The organism is Burkholderia sp. WP9 (assembly GCF_900104795.1).
GTDB lineage: Bacteria > Pseudomonadota > Gammaproteobacteria > Burkholderiales > Burkholderiaceae > Paraburkholderia.
In genome coordinates, this window is record NZ_FNTG01000001.1 from 3,687,214 (window position 1) to 3,704,007 (window position 16,794).

Consider the following 16,794-nt stretch of genomic DNA (forward strand, 5'->3'; position numbering starts at 1 on the left):
TGCAGAAGAAAAGCTGGAAACACAATTAGAGCCCAACGCCGCGGTCGCATGCCAATCATACGACCGGTCTGCAAAAAAGCTTAGGAGACTGAACAATGAGCGATTCCGACACCAGGCCCGAGACCCCGCGGCGGCTCGAAGGCGAGTTCGATTACATCATCGTGGGCGCGGGGACGGCGGGCTGTGTGCTGGCCAATCGCCTGAGCGAAGATCCAGACGTGCGGGTACTGCTGCTCGAAGCCGGCGGCAAAGACGACTACCACTGGATTCATGTGCCGGTCGGCTACCTCTATTGCATCGGCAACCCGCGCACGGACTGGCTCTACAAAACACAATCTGAGCCGCGGCTGAATGGCCGCGCGCTTTCGTACCCGCGCGGACGCGTCCTGGGCGGAAGCTCCTCAATCAACGGCATGATCTACATGCGTGGGCAGCGCGAAGACTACGACGAATGGGCTCGCGTCACGAACGACTCGTCCTGGTCGTGGAACTCGGTGTTGCCCGTCTTCAGGCGCAGCGAAGATCACTATGCCGGCGCGACCGAGTCGCATGGCGCGGGCGGTCCTTGGCGCGTGGAGAAACAGCGGTTGAAATGGAAAATACTCGAAGAGTTTTCACGCGCTGCGCAGGAGACCGGCATCCCCGCCACGGACGACTTCAATCGCGGCGATAACACCGGTGTCGGCTACTTCGACGTCAATCAGAAGCGCGGCATTCGCTGGAATGCGTCGAAGGCATTTCTGCGTCCCGCACTCAAGCGGCCGAATCTCATGGTCATTACCGGCGCGCACACGCAACGCGTCGTATTCGAAGGTCGCCGTTGCACAGGCGTCGAATATCGCGGCGACAACACGGACTATCTGGCCAAAGCACGCTGCGAAGTGATCCTCAGCTCTGGTGCTGTCAATTCGCCGCAATTGCTCGAACTCTCCGGTATCGGCAACGGTGCACGTCTGCAGAACCTGGGTATTGAAGTCGTCAACGATCTGCGCGGCGTGGGAGAAAATTTGCAGGACCATCTGCAATTGCGAATGGCCTATAAAGTCGATGGCGTGCGCACACTCAACACAGCGTCCGCGCATTGGTGGGGCAAGCTGATGATCGGCATGCAGTACGCGCTGTTTCAAAGCGGGCCGATGTCGATGTCGCCGTCGCAACTCGGCGCGTTTGCCAAATCAGACCCGAATGATCGCTCGCTGACGCGGCCCGACCTCGAGTATCACGTCCAGCCGCTTTCGCTCGATCGCTTCGGCGAACCGCTGCACCGATTCAACGCGTTCACTGCGTCCGTGTGCCAGTTGCGGCCCACTTCGCGCGGCAGCATTCACATTGAATCAGCCGATGCGTCAGCGCCGCCGTTGATCGCCCCCAACTATCTCTCTACCGATTACGACCGGCACGTTGCCGCCAATGCGCTGCGTCTCACGCGACGCATTGCCGCGGCGCCCGCGCTCTCGCGCTACCGGCCGCAAGAGATTTTGCCGGGCGTCCAGTACCAGACCGAGGAAGAGTTGCAGCAGGCTGCCGGCGCCGTCGGCACGACCATCTTCCATCCGGTCGGCACCTGCCGCATGGGCACGACCGACGACCCCGGCGCGGTGGTCGACAACCGGTTACGAGTTATCGGTGTTGACGGATTGCGGGTGGTCGATGCATCTGTCATGCCGACCATCACCTCGGGCAACACCAATTCGCCCACGCTGATGATCGCGGAGCGCGCCAGCGAGATGATCCGCGAGGATCGCCGTGCGCGCGTTGCCGGCAGTTCCGTGGTGCATACAAGCTCGACGCCTTCCGTGTTCACCGTGTGACAAGTGTCATATGGCTCGCATGAGATGCCCGTCCGACGTGCACGGCGGGCGTGTCATGCTTAGGGTCATGTTGCAGACCGGCATCATCCACTAAGTGCAAATCCCAATGAATGCGCTGCATCATTGGCGCGACAATGGCAGCCATGCTGCGTGTGGCACCATGGATTACCGTCCGGATTGGTGCAGCACGCCAACGAGCGGCACGGGGTGCCGCCGTCATAAAAAGTCGCGCAGCGGTTCGCGCGGAAGATCGTAATGCTTCGCCTTACTCCGTATGGAAGGGAACATGATTCTCGGCGATACGATTCTCGAAACGCGCGGCCTCACCCGTGAGTTCAAAGGCTTTATCGCCGTGAACGGTGTGAACCTGCGCGTGCGCCGTGGCTCGATCCATGCGCTGATCGGCCCGAATGGGGCAGGCAAGACCACCTGCTTCAATCTGCTCACCAAATTTCTCGAACCGACTGCGGGTCAAATCGTTTTCAACGGTATCGACATTACGAGCGAACGCCCGGCGCAAATCGCACGGCGCGGCATTATCCGGTCATTCCAGATTTCTGCTGTATTTCCGCATCTGACAGCATTGCAGAATGTGCGCATTGGCTTGCAGCGTCAGCTCGGCACGGCATTTCATTTCTGGAAGAGCGAACGCACGCTTCGCCAACTCGATGATCGCGCAATGGATTTACTCACGCAGGTCGGATTGACCGATTTCGCCGACGTGTTGACGGTCGAACTTTCCTACGGCCGCAAACGCGCGCTGGAAATTGCCACCACGCTCGCCATGGAGCCGGAGCTCATGCTGCTCGACGAGCCCACGCAAGGCATGGGCCACGAAGACGTCGATCGCGTGACGGCGCTAATCAAGAAGGTATCGAGCGGCCGCACCATCCTGATGGTCGAGCACAACATGAATGTGATCGCCGGCATTTCCGACACGATTACTGTGCTGCAACGTGGCGAAGTGCTCGCCGAAGGCAGCTACGCCGAAGTGTCGAAGAATCCGCTCGTGATGCAAGCCTATATGGGCAGCGCCGACGCGGCGCTTGCCGGAGCCCACGCATGAATACGATTGCCGAGCGCGAAAGTCTCGACGTTAGCGGGACGGATAACGCCGTGCCCGCGCTGGACATCAAGGGTTTGCAGGCGTGGTACGGGGAATCCCACATTCTGCATGGCGTCGATCTGACGGTGAACCGCGGCGAAGTCGTCACGCTTCTGGGCCGCAATGGCGCGGGACGGACCACGACGCTGCGCGCCATCATGGGCCTGACCGGTCGGCGCACCGGTTCGATCCGCATTGCCGGACGTGAGACGATCAATCTGCCCACGCATCGCATCGCGCATTGCGGCATTGGTTATTGCCCGGAAGAGCGCGGTATTTTTTCGAGCCTCTCCTGCGAGGAGAATCTGCTGCTGCCGCCGCCTGTCGGGGACAAGGCGCACATGATGTCGCTCGAAGAAATCTATTCGATGTTTCCGAATCTGCACGAACGCCGCATGAGCCAGGGCACGCGGCTCTCAGGCGGCGAACAGCAGATGCTCGCGGTAGCGCGCATTCTGCGCACCGGCGCGAGCTTGCTGCTGCTCGACGAAATCTCGGAAGGGCTTGCGCCTGTCATCGTTCAGGCGCTGGCACGCATGATCATGACGCTCAAGGCGCGCGGCTACACCGTGGTGATGGTCGAGCAGAATTTCCGCTTTGCCGCGCCGCTTGCCGATCGCTTCTACGTGATGGAGCACGGCGCGATTGTCGAGCACTTCGGGGCAAGTGAACTCGAAACCAAGATGCCGATCCTGCACGATCTTTTGGGCGTTTAAAAAACCGCCCGATTTGCCTCTGATAACCACAAGCGAAGAAACCAGGAGACAGGAATGAAAAAGAACCCACTCGCGCGGCTAGCCTCCCTTTGTTTCGCGGTCGCCGCCGGCGCCGCTCTGACGATGGGCAGCGCGCAAGCGGCTGACGACGCGGTGAAGATCGGCTTCATCACCGACATGTCGGGTCTGTATGCGGATATCGACGGTCAGGGCGGCCTCGAAGCGATCCGCATGGCGGTGGCGGACTTCGGCGGCAAGGTCAACGGCAAGCCGATCACGGTGGTGTATGCGGACCACCAGAACAAGGCGGACATTGCGGCCTCACGCGCACGCGAATGGTTCGACCGCGACGGCGTCGACCTCCTGATCGGCGGCACGAACTCGGCAACGGGTTTGTCGATGAACACCGTGGCCGGTGAAAAGAAGAAGGTGTATATCAGCATCGGAGCGGGCGCCGACACGCTGACCAACGAGCAATGCACGCCGTACACGATCCACTATGCGTACGACACCACGGCGCTGGCCAAGGGCACGGGCTCGGCGGTGACGAAGCAGGGCGGCAAGACCTGGTACTTCCTCACGGCTGACTACGCGTTCGGCAAGGCGCTCGAGAAAAACACCTCCGACGTGGTGAAGGCTAATGGCGGCCAGGTGCTGGGCGCGGTGCGTCATCCGCTGTCGGCATCGGACTTCTCGTCGTTCCTGTTGCAGGCGCAGGCGTCGAAGGCACAGATTCTGGGCCTCGCCAACGCGGGCGGCGACACGATCAACTCGATCAAGGCGGCCAAGGAGTTCGGCATCACCAAAACGATGAAGCTCGCCGCGCTGCTGGTGTTCATCGACGATATCCACAGCCTGGGCCTCGAAACCACCCAAGGTCTCGTTCTGACGGACAGCTGGTACTGGAACAAGGACGCCACCACTCGCAAGTGGGCGGAGCGCTACTTCGACAAAATGAAGAAGATGCCGTCGAGCCTGCAGGCCGCCGACTACTCGGCGACCATGACCTATCTGAACGCGGTGAAGGCGGTGGGCTCGACCGACTCCGACAAGGTGATGGCGCAACTGAAGAAGACCAAGATCAACGACTTCTACGCGAAGGGTTACATCCGTCAGGACGGCAGCATGATCCACGACATGTACCTGATGCAGGTGAAGACGCCGGCCGAGTCCAAGGAGCCGTGGGACTACTACAAGATCACGGCGACGATCCCCGGCGAGCAGGCGTTCACGACCAAGACGGAAACGCGCTGCGCGTTGTGGAAATAAGCGTCGATTGGTAACCAGATAGCCGTCTGTCTGCTTGTACTGGCGGGCAATGCACAGTGCTGCGTTGGTACACAGGCTGACGGCGAACCGTTTCACATGCCGCGCACGATCGGCGTCGCTGACGCTCACCGTGCGCCGGCTGGATCGTGCGTGACCGATCTCACCTTGGCGATGGCTTAAGGGGTTAAGGCTTCAATGGAAATCTTTGGCGTTCCGCTACCGGCGATGCTGAGCCAGCTGCTGCTGGGGCTCGTGAACGGCTCGTTCTACGCAATTCTGAGTCTTGGGCTGGCGGTGATCTTCGGCCTGCTCAATGTGATCAACTTTGCGCACGGCGCGTTATTCATGCTCGGCGCGATGCTCGCGTGGATGGGCCTGTCGTATTTCGGCTTGCCTTACTGGGTGATGCTCGTACTGGCGCCGCTGCTCGTCGGGCTGTTTGGCATGGCGATCGAACGCTCGATGCTGCGCTGGCTCTACAAGCTCGACCATCTGTACGGCCTCTTGCTGACCTTCGGACTCACGCTGGTTGTGGAAGGCGTGTTCCGTTCCATCTACGGTTCGTCCGGTCAGCCGTACGACGTGCCGTCGGCGCTTTCCGGTGCGACCAATCTCGGCTTCATGTTCCTGCCGAACTATCGCGCGTGGGTCGTGGTGGCCTCGCTGGTGGTTTGCTTCGCGACGTGGTTCGTGATCGAGAAGACGCGCCTCGGCGCCTATCTGCGCGCGGGCACTGAAAATCCGAAACTGGTCGAAGCGTTCGGCATCAACGTGCCGTTGATGATCACGTTGACCTATGGCTTCGGCGTCGCGCTGGCCGCATTTGCCGGCGTGCTCGCCGCACCGGTGATTCAGGTCTCGCCGCTGATGGGCCAGCCGATGATCATCACCGTGTTCGCGGTGGTGGTGATCGGCGGCATGGGTTCGATCATGGGCTCGATTCTCACCGGCTTGCTGCTGGGCGTGATCGAAGGGCTCACACGCGTGTTCTACCCGGAAGCGTCGGCGACCGTCGTCTTCGTGATCATGGCGCTCGTGTTGCTGGTGCGCCCGGCGGGTCTCTTCGGCAAGGAAAAATGATGCAGAGAAAAGTACTCTACGGTCTGCTGCTGATCGTGCTTCTCGCGGTGCCCGTGCTTGGCATCTATCCGCTCTTCGTGATGAAAGTGCTGTGCTTCGCGCTGTTCGCGGCGGCGTTCAATCTGCTGATCGGCTACACCGGATTGCTGTCGTTCGGCCACGCCATGTTTCTCGCGTCGGCCGGCTACATTACCGGCTATGCGATGCAGACGCTCGGCTTCTCGCCGGAGCTGGGCGTGCTCGCCGGCACCGCGGCGGCGACCTTGCTCGGGTTGATCGTGGGCATCTTCGCGATTCGCCGCCAGGGCATCTACTTCGCGATGGTCACGCTGGCGCTCGCGCAGATGGTCTACTTCGTGTTCCTGCAGGCGCCGTTCACGCATGGTGAGGACGGTCTGCAAGGCGTGCCGCGCGGCAAGCTGTTCGGCGTGCTGGATCTCTCGTCCGATACGGCGTTGTATTTCGTCGTGCTCGCCGTGATGGTGCTCGCTTTCCTGCTGATTGTGCGGATCGTGCATTCGCCGTTTGGACAGGTGCTGGTGGCGATCAAGGAAAACGAGCCGCGCGCGGTGTCGCTCGGTTACGATACGGATCGCTTCAAACTGCTGGCGTTTATTCTGTCGGCGGGAATTGCCGGTCTCGCGGGTTCGCTCAAAGTGCTCGTGCAAGGCTTCGAGACATTGAGCGACGCGTATTGGACCATGTCGGGCCTCGTGATCCTGATGACGCTGGTCGGCGGCATGGGCACCTTGTTTGGACCGTTGCTCGGCGCCGCATTGATTGTCGCGCTCGAAGACCGGCTCGGCGATTTCGGCGGGGCGCTGGCGTCATCCACCGGCGTTGAGTGGTTCCGTTCGCTGGGCGAATCGGTAACCATTGTGACCGGCGTGATTTTCATCGCGTGCGTGCTGGCGTTCCGGCGTGGCATTGTCGGTGAGATCATCGCGCGGGTGCGGCCGCTGCGGGCCTGAACGCAGCGAAATTCGCCATTGTTTCGGTATCCGATATAGTTTGCCGCTCTTGATGTAATGAAGCGGGAGCGCGGGTTGCCAAGGCTCCCGGCGGGGTTGAACAGGTTCCGGCAAGCGTGCCCCAATTCAGTGCCGCAGTGCACCACTAGGGTAATTGCTAGTTGTAGTAGGGCGGGTGCTCCTTTAATCTTCATGCAGTTCTGATGCACCACGAAATTTGCAGGTGGAGAACGAGGAGACAATGAGGCACTCAGTGCCCAGACGAAAGCGCTGTTGGATTGATATCCAACAGCGCTTTTTATTTGTGTTTTCGGCTATTCGCTATTCGAATTTCCCGCTAATTCGGTGACCCTTTTTATTCACCGAACCTGTCTCTGTTTCGCAGCGCACAACCCTGCAAAACGCTTGCCGCGCATGGCTTCCGTCCGCTAAACTCGCTATTCACCGACCGCTGGGTCGGGATTTAAATCCACGGATTTAGATTCGAATGAATAACGGGGTAGACAGAGGAGCGGGATGAAGTCGGCATTGCGTTGGATCAGCGCGGCATTAGTCGCCACTGGAATCACTGCGGCATGGAGCGGCCATGCGTTCGCAGACGTGAAAATCGGCGTGACCGTGTCGGCAACGGGTCCTGCCGCGTCGCTCGGTATCCCGGAAAAGAACACGATTGCGCTCCTGCCTAAAGAAGTGGCGGGCCAGAAGATCGAATACATCGTGCTCGACGACGCCACTGATTCGACTCAGGCCGTCAAGAACACCCGCAAGCTCACCAGCGAAGATCACGTGGATGCGCTGATCGGCTCGACCGTCGTGCCGAACTCGCTGGCCATGATCGACGTCGCTGCCGAAACCACTACGCCCATGATCTCCATGGCCGCCGCGGCAAGCATTGTCGAGCCGATGGATGCGAAGCGCGCGTGGGTCTTCAAAACGCCGCAAAACGACATTCTGATGGCAACCGCGATCGCGCAGCACATGTCGAATCACGGCGTGAAGACGGTCGCGTTTATCGGCTTCTCGGACGCTTACGGCGAGAGCTGGTTCAAGGAATTCGGCAAGGCAGCGGATCTCGCGAAGATCAAGATCGTCGCGAACGAACGCTTCGCGCGCAATGATGCTTCGGTGACCGGCCAGGTGCTGAAGGTCATGTCGCAGAATCCCGATGCGGTGCTGATCGCAGGCGCGGGCACACCGGCTGCGCTGCCGCAGAAAACGCTCAAGGAGCGTGGCTACAAGGGCAAGTACTATCAGACGCACGGCGTCGCCAACAACGACTTCCTGCGCGTGTGCGGCAAGGATTGCGAAGGTACGTATCTGCCCGCCGGCCCGTTGCTGGTCGCGGATCAATTGCCCGATTCAAATCCGGTGAAGAAGAGCGCGCTCGCCTATAAGCGCGCGTACGAAACCGCTTACGGCGCCGGCTCGGTGTCGACTTTCGGCGGCCACGCATGGGACGCCGGCTTGCTGCTGCAACGCGCGATTCCGCTGGCGCTGAAGAAGGGGCAGCCGGGCACGCCTGCGTTCCGCGAGGCGTTGCGCGCAGCGCTGGAAAGCACCAAAGACATGCCCGCGTCGCACGGCATCTTCAACATGAGCGCGAATGACCACTCTGGCCTCGACCAGCGGGCGCGCGTGATGGTGGAGATTGTCGGCGGCAAGTGGAAGTTGTCCGGCGACTGAGCGAGGGCGAAGCGATACGGAACCTCATCGAAAAAGACGCGTGCAGTTGACGCGTCTTTTTTATTGTCCGCTTCACGTGAAAAAGTGTGGTTGCGCGGCTTCAGGACAAACCCGTATTTGGGTTGCGGTCTATTGACCGTCGTTCATGCAGAACGCAATACTACTAACATGTTAGTGTTTTGTTCGCAGGATTTCGCAGCAGTTTGCAGCCGTCGTACGTAGCAAAGGAGTGGCACCAAAGCGGCGAAGGCATCCGCGCTGAGCAGGGAAAACCATGCTTGGCACGCCTCCACCCGATAACTAGATTCAGACACCCGGCCCGTGAGTCGGATTACAGATACGCGCTTCAAAGCGTTTGGAGACTTGCAATGAAAAAGACAAAGCAATGGGTACGCACCGGCATCGCCATGGCGTTGATGTGTGGCGCGGGCGCGGCGTTTGCCCAAGTGAAGATCGGCGTGACACTTTCCACGACGGGGCCGGCCGCATCGCTCGGGATTCCTGAAAAGAACACGATTGCGCTGCTGCCGAAAGAGATCGGCGGCAAGACCGTGCAGTACATCGTTCTCGACGACGCATCGGACACCGGCAAGGCCGTGCAGAACACGCGTAAGCTGATCGACGAAGACCACGTCGACGCGATCATCGGCTCGACCGTTACGCCGAATTCGCTGGCCATGCTCGACGCCGCTTCCGAAGGCAAGACGCCGGTGATCTCGCTGGCGGCATCGGCGGCAATCATTTCGCCGATGGACGCGAAGCGCGCATGGGCCTTCAAACCGCCGCAAAACGACAGCCTGATGGCTGACGCCATCGCCGACTATATGGAGCATCACGGCGTGAAAACCGTGGGCTTCATCGGCTTCGCGGATGCGTACGGCGACGGCTGGAATAACGTCTTTACCGCTGCGGCCGCCGCGCACAATCTGAAGATCGTTTCCAACGAGCGCTTCAACCGAACCGACGCATCGGTCACGGGCCAGGTGCTGAAGACGATTGGCGCGAACCCCGACGCGGTCCTGATCGCGGGTGCGGGCACGCCGTCGGCATTGCCGGCCAAGACGCTCAAGGAGCGCGGCTACAAGGGCAAGGTCTACCAGACGCACGGCGTTGCCAATAACGACTTCCTGCGCGTGTGCGGCAAGGATTGCGAAGGCGAATTCCTGCCGGCTGGCCCGATTCTCGTGGCGGATCAACTGCCTGACTCGAACCCGGTGAAGAAGTCGTCGCTGGCCTACAAAGCGGCGTACGAGAAAGCGTATGGCGCGGGCTCGGTGGCGACGTTTGGCGGTCACGCATGGGACGCCGGCCAGATGTTGCAAGCAGCGATTCCCGTCGCGCTGAAGACGGCGCAGCCGGGCACGGAAGCGTTCCGCGTGGCACTGCGCGGTGCACTTGAGAACATCAAGGAGCTGCCGGTTTCGCACGGCATCATGAACACCACCACGACCGACCACAACGGCCTCGACAAGCGCGCACGCGTGATCGTGCAGATCGTCGACGGCAAGTGGAAGCTGCAGAACGACTAAGCATAAAAGCGGTACGCGCCTCTCGCGCAACGTGCGGCATGTGACGCCGCATTGCCATTCTGTTCGATGACAATGGCATCGACCGCCGCGCCGTGTTCCGGCGCGGCGGTCGCCTTTTCAGGCATTGCGGGTCCGCGGACGGCCGCGAGTTCTGCCGCCACGACGGTTTCCCAGTTTCGATTACGACGCTTCAGGACGAGGAAGTATGGATCTATCAATTGCGGCGATCCTCGCGCAGGACGGTATCACCACCGGCGCGATCTACGCGCTGCTCGCGCTCGCGCTGGTGTTGGTGTTCTCCGTGACGCGGGTGATCTTCATCCCGCAGGGGGAGTTTGTTTCGTACGGCGCGCTGACGCTCGCCGCGCTACAGACACAGAAATTTCCGGCCACCTGCTGGCTGCTGATGGCGATGGGCGCGGCCTGCTTCGTCGTCGAGGTAGCGGGGCTGGTACGCCATCCCGAGCGGCGCCGGCATGCGGCGCGCACGCTGGTCATGCTGGTCGGCAAATACCTGCTGTTTCCGATCGCGGTCTACGCGCTCACGCAGGGCGTTTTCATGCATACGCTGCCGATGATCGCGCAGATCGCGTTGACGCTGCTGATCGTGATTCCGATGGGACCGTATGTTTACCGGCTTGCGTATGAGCCGATCGCGGAGGCGTCCACGCTGCTGCTGCTGATCGTGGCGGTGGCGGTGCACTTCGCGATGGTCGGCCTGGGTCTCGTGATGTTCGGTGCGGAGGGTTCGCGCACCACGGCGTTTTCCGACGCGACCTTCAACGTGGGCAGCCTGTCGATCTCCGGGCAGAGCTTGTGGGTCGTCGGCACGGCGGTCGTGTTGATCGGTGCGCTGTATCTGTACTTCGACCGCTCGATCTCCGGCAAGGCGTTGCGCGCAACGTCGGTGAACCGGCTCGGCGCACGGCTCGTCGGCATCGGCACGACGCAAGCGGGGCGTCTCGCCTTCACGCTGGCGGCGGGCCTCGGTGCGCTGTGCGGCATCCTCGTCGCACCCCTCACCACCATCTACTACGACTCGGGCTTCCTGATCGGCTTGAAGGGCTTCGTGGGGGCGATTATCGGCGGCCTCGTCAGTTATCCGCTGGCGGCTGCGGGCTCGATCCTGGTCGGTCTGCTGGAGTCGTATTCGTCGTTCTGGGCGAGTGCTTATAAAGAAGTGATCGTGTTCACGCTGATCATTCCGGTGCTGCTCTGGCGAAGTCTTGCCAGCCCGCACACCGAAGAGGACGAGGAGTGACGCGATGAAACGGATCATGCAAAACAAGTTCTTCTGGTTGTTCCTCGTGGTGCTGTTCGCGCTACCCGTATTGCCGAAACCGATTCACGTGCCGGAATATTGGGTGACGCTGCTCAACTACATCGGCCTGTATTCGATCGTGGCGATCGGCCTGGTGCTGCTGACCGGTATCGGCGGAATGACGAGCTTTGGCCAGGCCGCGTTTGTCGGCATCGGCGCCTACGCGACCGCGTATCTGACGACGCGATACGGCGTCTCGCCGTGGCTCGCGCTGATCGCGGGCGTGGTGGTGACGGCCCTGATCGCGTTGATGCTCGGGTTGGTGACGATGCGTCTGTCCGGGCACTTTTTGCCGCTCGGCACGATCGCGTGGGGGCTCGCGCTGTTCTACCTGTTCGGCAATCTCGAAATGCTGGGCAAGTACGACGGCATCAACGGAATTCCTGTGCTGAATGTTTTCGGCATCAACCTGGAGTCCGGGCGCCATATCTATTACCTGATCTGGGTGGTCGTGCTGGGTGCGGTGATTTCCGTTCAGAATCTGCTTAATAGCCGGCCGGGACGAGCAATCCGCGCGCTGCGCGGCGGCGGCATGATGGCCGAAGCAATGGGCGTGAACACCGGGTGGATGCGCGTGGTGATCTTTGTCTACGCGGCGGTGCTGGCTTCGGTGTCGGGCTTTCTCTACGCCCACCTGCAACGCGCGGTGAACCCGACGCCGTTTGGACTGAATCACGGTATCGAGTTCCTGTTCATGGCGGTGGTGGGCGGGGTGTCGCACGTCTGGGGCGCGGTGCTCGGTGCGGCGATCCTGACGGTGTTGCAGGATTATCTGCAGACGCTGCTGCCCAAGCTGCTGGGTGAGAACGGCAACTTCGAAGTGATCGTATTCGGCATCTTGATGGTGCTGCTGCTGCAGTACGCGCGCCAAGGCGTATGGCCGTTTGTCGCGCGGTTTTTCCCGAAGGGTCCGCGTGCCCATTTGGCCGACCATGCCGAACCATTGCCGCAGCGCAGCAAGCCGGCGGCTGGTGAAGATCTGCTGACCGTGAACAAGGCGCGCAAGCAATTCGGCGGTCTGGTCGCGGTGAACGATGTCAGCTTTGAGGTGAAAGCAGGGCAGATCATCGGCTTGATCGGGCCGAACGGCGCCGGCAAGTCGACGACCTTTAATCTTGTCACCGGCGTGCTGCAAACGACCAGCGGCGAGATCAAGTTCCGTGGCGAGCGAATCGATTCGTTGAGTTCACGTGAAATCGTCAGGCGCGGGATTGGCCGCACCTTCCAGCACGTCAAGCTGCTACCGGGAATGACGGTGCTCGAGAACGTCGCGATCGGCGCACATCTGCGGGGGCAGGCGGGCGTATGGCGTAGCGTCGTGCGCCTGAACAGTGCGGAAGAAGCGCGCTTGATGGCCGAAGCCGCGCGTCAGATTCGCCGGGTCGGTCTGGAGCAGCACATGTACGATGAGGCGGGCAGTCTTGCCTTGGGACAGCAGCGGATTCTCGAAATCGCACGCGCATTGTGCTGCGACCCGACGCTGTTGTTGCTGGATGAGCCGGCCGCCGGTCTTCGTTATCAGGAAAAACTCCAGCTGGCCGATCTGCTGCGTCGCCTCAAGGCGGAAGGCATGAGCGTGCTGCTGGTTGAGCACGACATGGATTTCGTGATGAATCTCACCGACCGGCTGGTGGTCATGGAGTTCGGGACCCGGATCGCGGAAGGTTTGCCGCAAGACGTACAACAGGATCCGGCTGTGCTGGAAGCGTATCTCGGTGGGGTGGAGTGATGGAGAACACGATGAATGCTGCTGATCCCATTCTCGACGTAGACGGATTGTCGGTCCGCTATGGCAAGGTCGAGGCGCTGCACGGCGCGGCGATCAAGGTGCGGGCTGGGCAGATCGTCTCGGTGATCGGCCCGAATGGCGCGGGCAAGTCCACGCTGCTGAACGCGATCATGGGTGCGCTGCCGACCACGGGTCATGCGAAGGGCGCCGTGGTGTATCGAGGCGAAGATGTCAGCGCCGTGCCGGTCGAGAAACGTGTTGCGCGCGGCATGTGCCTTGTGCCGGAAAAGCGCGAGCTGTTTGCTTCGATGACGGTCGAGGACAACCTCGTGCTCGGCGCTTACCGTCGCAAGCGGGCAGGGGAGCGCAACTTTCTCGACCAACTTGAGCCGGTCTTCACGCTGTTTCCACGACTGAAGGAGCGCCGCAAGCAGGCGGCCGGCACCTTATCGGGTGGTGAACGGCAAATGCTTGCGGTGGGCCGAGCATTGATGGGCAAGCCCGATCTGCTCATGCTGGACGAGCCGAGTCTTGGCCTTGCGCCGCTGATCGTAAAAGAAATCTTCCACATCATCAGCGCGCTGCGGCAGACCGGCGTAGCCACGCTGCTGATCGAGCAGAACGCCCGAGCCGCGTTGCAAATCTCCGACTACGGTTATGTGTTGGAGACGGGCGAACTGGCGCTGGAAGGGCCGGCGGCAGACCTGGCGCAGAATCCGCGCGTGATCGAAACGTACCTTGGGCTGGCCAAAAAAGTGGCGTAGCGCTCCCGCTCTACGCTGATCGCCGACGATTAAAGCGGTGTGTTTCACGTGAAACACACCGCTTTTTTATGGGTTGGCCGTTCGGACGAAATTCGGGCCTAAACCGAACCCGTTATAATTCGCCCATACATTTCCTTTGAAAGGCTCACGCGATGATCTGGCGTGAGATCCGCGATGCTCTTTCCCACAGAATTTGACGTAATCGTCGTCGGCGGCGGTCATGCCGGCACGGAAGCCGCGTTGGCTTCGGCACGCATGGGCAATACGACGCTCCTGCTGACCCACAACATCGAAACGCTCGGCCAGATGAGCTGCAACCCGTCGATTGGCGGTATTGGCAAGGGCCATCTGGTCAAGGAAGTCGACGCGCTCGGCGGTGCAATGGCGGCCGCGACGGACGAGGGCGGCATTCAATTCCGCATCCTGAATTCATCGAAGGGCCCGGCCGTTCGTGCGACGCGCGCTCAGGCAGACCGTTTGCTGTACAAGCAGGCTATCCGCCATCGGCTGGAAAATCAGCCGAACCTTTGGTTGTTCCAGCAGGCGGTCGACGATCTGATGGTGGAAGGTGACCGCGTGGTCGGCGCCGTCACGCAGGTGGGGATCCGTTTCCGTTCGCGCGCGGTGGTGCTGACGGCTGGGACCTTCCTCGACGGCAAGATTCACGTCGGTTTGAACAACTATACCGGCGGCCGTGCCGGTGATCCGGCGTCTGTGTCGTTGTCGGCGCGTCTCAAGGAATTGAAGCTGCCGCAAGGTCGGTTGAAGACCGGGACGCCGCCGCGTATCGACGGCCGCACCATCGACTTTTCCCAGCTCGAAGAGCAGCCGGGCGATCTGGATCCGGTGCCAGTGTTCTCGTTTCTGGGGCGTGTTGAGCAGCATCCGCGGCAGGTGCCGTGTTGGGTTACGCACACCAACGAGCGGACGCACGACATCATTCGCGGCGGCCTCGATCGTTCGCCCATGTACACCGGCGTGATCGAAGGGGTGGGGCCGCGGTATTGCCCATCGATCGAAGACAAGATTCACCGATTCGCATCGAAGGAATCGCATCAGATCTTTCTTGAGCCGGAAGGGCTGACCACCAACGAGTTTTACCCGAATGGGATCTCCACGAGCCTGCCGTTCGACGTGCAGCTGGAGTTGGTGCGTTCGATGCGCGGCTTGGAGCATGCGCATATCCTCCGGCCGGGCTATGCGATCGAGTACGACTACTTCGATCCGCGTGGACTGAAGGCTTCGCTGGAAACGAAAGTCATTAACGGGTTGTTCTTCGCCGGTCAGATCAACGGCACGACTGGCTATGAAGAAGCCGCCGCGCAGGGTTTGCTGGCTGGGATCAACGCGGGTCTGTACGTGCAAGGTAAGGAAGCATGGCGCCCTCGGCGCGATCAGGCTTACCTTGGCGTGTTGGTCGACGATCTGGTTACGCGTGGCGTGTCGGAGCCGTATCGCATGTTTACGAGCCGTGCCGAATATCGCCTGAGCCTCCGTGAAGACAATGCGGATATGCGTCTGACTGAGATCGGCCGCGAGCTGGGCGTGGTGGATGACGTTCGGTGGGATGCCTTCAGCCGCAAACGCGACGCTGTTTCACGTGAAACAGAGCGCCTTCGCACCACGTGGGTCAATCCTAAGACGTTATCGGCTGACGAGGCGACGGCCTTGCTCGGCAAGCCAATCGATCACGAGTACAGCCTGGCGGATCTGCTGCGCCGCCCGGGTGTGTCTTACGACGGTGTTTGCGGGTTGCGTGCCGGTGCTTGCGCTGCGCCTGAAACGTTGGCGGAAGACGACGTTCTGCTTGCCCAGATCAAGGAGCAGATCGAGATCGGGATCAAATATCAGGGCTACATTGACCGTCAGGCGGGAGAGATTGAGCGGAACGAGGCGCACGAAAGCACGCGTCTACCTGAAGGATTGGATTACGCGGAAGTCCGGGGCCTTTCCTTCGAGGCGCGCCAGAAGCTTACGCAGTTCCGCCCTGAAACCATTGGTCAGGCCTCGCGCATCTCCGGCATTACGCCGGCGGCCATCTCGCTGCTTATGGTCCATTTGAAGCGTGGTTTGGGTCGTCGTCCGGCGAAACCCACTGAGCCGGGCACCGACAGCACGCCGGTGACGCAATGACGGTAGGCCAGAAGGGAAGCGGTAGGGAGGCGTTGGCGCCGCTGCTCACAGAGGGCGTGCGCGAGCTCGGCCTCGATCTGAGCGACACGCAACTCGGCAAGCTGCTCGACTACGTCGCGTTGCTGTCGAAGTGGAACGCCGTCTATAACCTCACGGCGATCCGCGATCCGCGGCAGATGCTGATTCAGCACATTCTGGACTCGCTTTCGATCGTGCCGCATCTGGTTCCGCTCGGGCCGTCCTCGGTACTCGATGTCGGCTCCGGCGGCGGTTTGCCGGGCATTGTGCTGGCGATTGTTTTGCCAGACTGGACGGTGACGGTGAACGACATCGTTCATAAGAAAACGGCGTTCCAGGCTCAGGCCAAGGCGGAGCTCGGCCTTGCGAATTTCTCGGTGGTGACCGGCCGAGTCGAGACTTTGCAGCCGGGCGCCGAAGTACCGGCAAAGTTCGACGTAATTGTCTCGCGCGCATTCGCAGAACTCGCGGATTTCGTTACACTGGCCCGTCATCTCGTTGCGGAGCAGGGTGCGATCTGGGCTATGAAGGGCGTACGCCCGGACGGCGAGATCGAACGTTTGCCGGCTGGCGCCCACGTGGAACAGGTTATTCGGCTGAACGTGCCGTCGCTCGTCGCCGAGCGACACCTGATCAAGGTTTTGGTGGATGCCGGCAGCTAGCGG

13 protein-coding genes are annotated in these 16,794 nt (G+C 61.0%); all 13 read left to right on the forward strand.

Annotated features, from left to right (window positions below):
• Positions 1-95 precede the first annotated feature (95 nt).
• Positions 96-1,811 carry a GMC family oxidoreductase gene (locus tag BLW71_RS16405; protein WP_091797810.1) on the forward strand — a complete coding sequence of 572 codons (1,716 nt, stop codon included), beginning with the start codon at positions 96-98 and terminating at the stop codon, positions 1,809-1,811.
• Between the two features lie 286 nt (positions 1,812-2,097).
• Complete coding sequence (locus tag BLW71_RS16410) at positions 2,098-2,877, forward strand: ABC transporter ATP-binding protein (protein WP_038457148.1); 780 nt, start codon at positions 2,098-2,100, stop codon at positions 2,875-2,877.
• Positions 2,874-3,632 carry an ABC transporter ATP-binding protein gene (locus BLW71_RS16415; protein WP_091797814.1) on the forward strand — a complete coding sequence of 253 codons (759 nt, stop codon included), beginning with the start codon at positions 2,874-2,876 and terminating at the stop codon, positions 3,630-3,632. Before BLW71_RS16410 ends, BLW71_RS16415 begins: the two co-directional genes overlap by 4 nt.
• A gap of 54 nt (positions 3,633-3,686) precedes the next feature.
• A complete protein-coding gene (locus BLW71_RS16420; RefSeq protein ID WP_091797817.1) occupies positions 3,687-4,901 on the forward strand; it encodes an ABC transporter substrate-binding protein in 1,215 nt (404 codons plus the stop codon).
• Positions 4,902-5,096: 195 nt separating this feature from the next.
• Complete coding sequence (locus BLW71_RS16425) at positions 5,097-5,981, forward strand: branched-chain amino acid ABC transporter permease (RefSeq protein WP_091797820.1); 885 nt, start codon at positions 5,097-5,099, stop codon at positions 5,979-5,981.
• Positions 5,981-6,952 carry a branched-chain amino acid ABC transporter permease gene (locus tag BLW71_RS16430; RefSeq protein ID WP_177205092.1) on the forward strand — a complete coding sequence of 324 codons (972 nt, stop codon included), beginning with the start codon at positions 5,981-5,983 and terminating at the stop codon, positions 6,950-6,952. Before BLW71_RS16425 ends, BLW71_RS16430 begins: the two co-directional genes overlap by 1 nt.
• Before the next feature lie 516 nt (positions 6,953-7,468).
• A complete protein-coding gene (locus BLW71_RS16435; RefSeq protein ID WP_091797826.1) occupies positions 7,469-8,635 on the forward strand; it encodes an ABC transporter substrate-binding protein in 1,167 nt (388 codons plus the stop codon).
• Between the two features lie 368 nt (positions 8,636-9,003).
• The gene (locus BLW71_RS16440; RefSeq protein ID WP_091797828.1) at positions 9,004-10,164 is read left to right on the forward strand and encodes an ABC transporter substrate-binding protein; all 1,161 of its coding nucleotides are present in this window, start codon (positions 9,004-9,006) and stop codon (positions 10,162-10,164) included.
• A gap of 205 nt (positions 10,165-10,369) precedes the next feature.
• Positions 10,370-11,425 (forward strand): branched-chain amino acid ABC transporter permease, encoded by a 1,056-nt coding sequence (locus BLW71_RS16445; RefSeq protein WP_091797831.1) that lies wholly within the window; start codon positions 10,370-10,372, stop codon positions 11,423-11,425.
• Between the two features lie 4 nt (positions 11,426-11,429).
• A complete protein-coding gene (locus BLW71_RS16450) occupies positions 11,430-13,214 on the forward strand; it encodes a branched-chain amino acid ABC transporter ATP-binding protein/permease (RefSeq protein ID WP_091797835.1) in 1,785 nt (594 codons plus the stop codon).
• An 11-nt stretch (positions 13,215-13,225) separates the two neighbouring features.
• Positions 13,226-13,978: an ABC transporter ATP-binding protein gene (locus BLW71_RS16455; protein ID WP_177205050.1), complete on the forward strand. Its 753-nt coding sequence runs from the start codon at positions 13,226-13,228 to the stop codon at positions 13,976-13,978.
• 174 nt (positions 13,979-14,152) lie between these two features.
• Positions 14,153-16,111: a tRNA uridine-5-carboxymethylaminomethyl(34) synthesis enzyme MnmG gene (gene mnmG, locus BLW71_RS16460; protein WP_091797841.1), complete on the forward strand. Its 1,959-nt coding sequence runs from the start codon at positions 14,153-14,155 to the stop codon at positions 16,109-16,111.
• Positions 16,108-16,791: a 16S rRNA (guanine(527)-N(7))-methyltransferase RsmG gene (rsmG, locus tag BLW71_RS16465; protein ID WP_091797844.1), complete on the forward strand. Its 684-nt coding sequence runs from the start codon at positions 16,108-16,110 to the stop codon at positions 16,789-16,791. Before mnmG ends, rsmG begins: the two co-directional genes overlap by 4 nt.
• Positions 16,792-16,794: the final 3 nt, after the last annotated feature.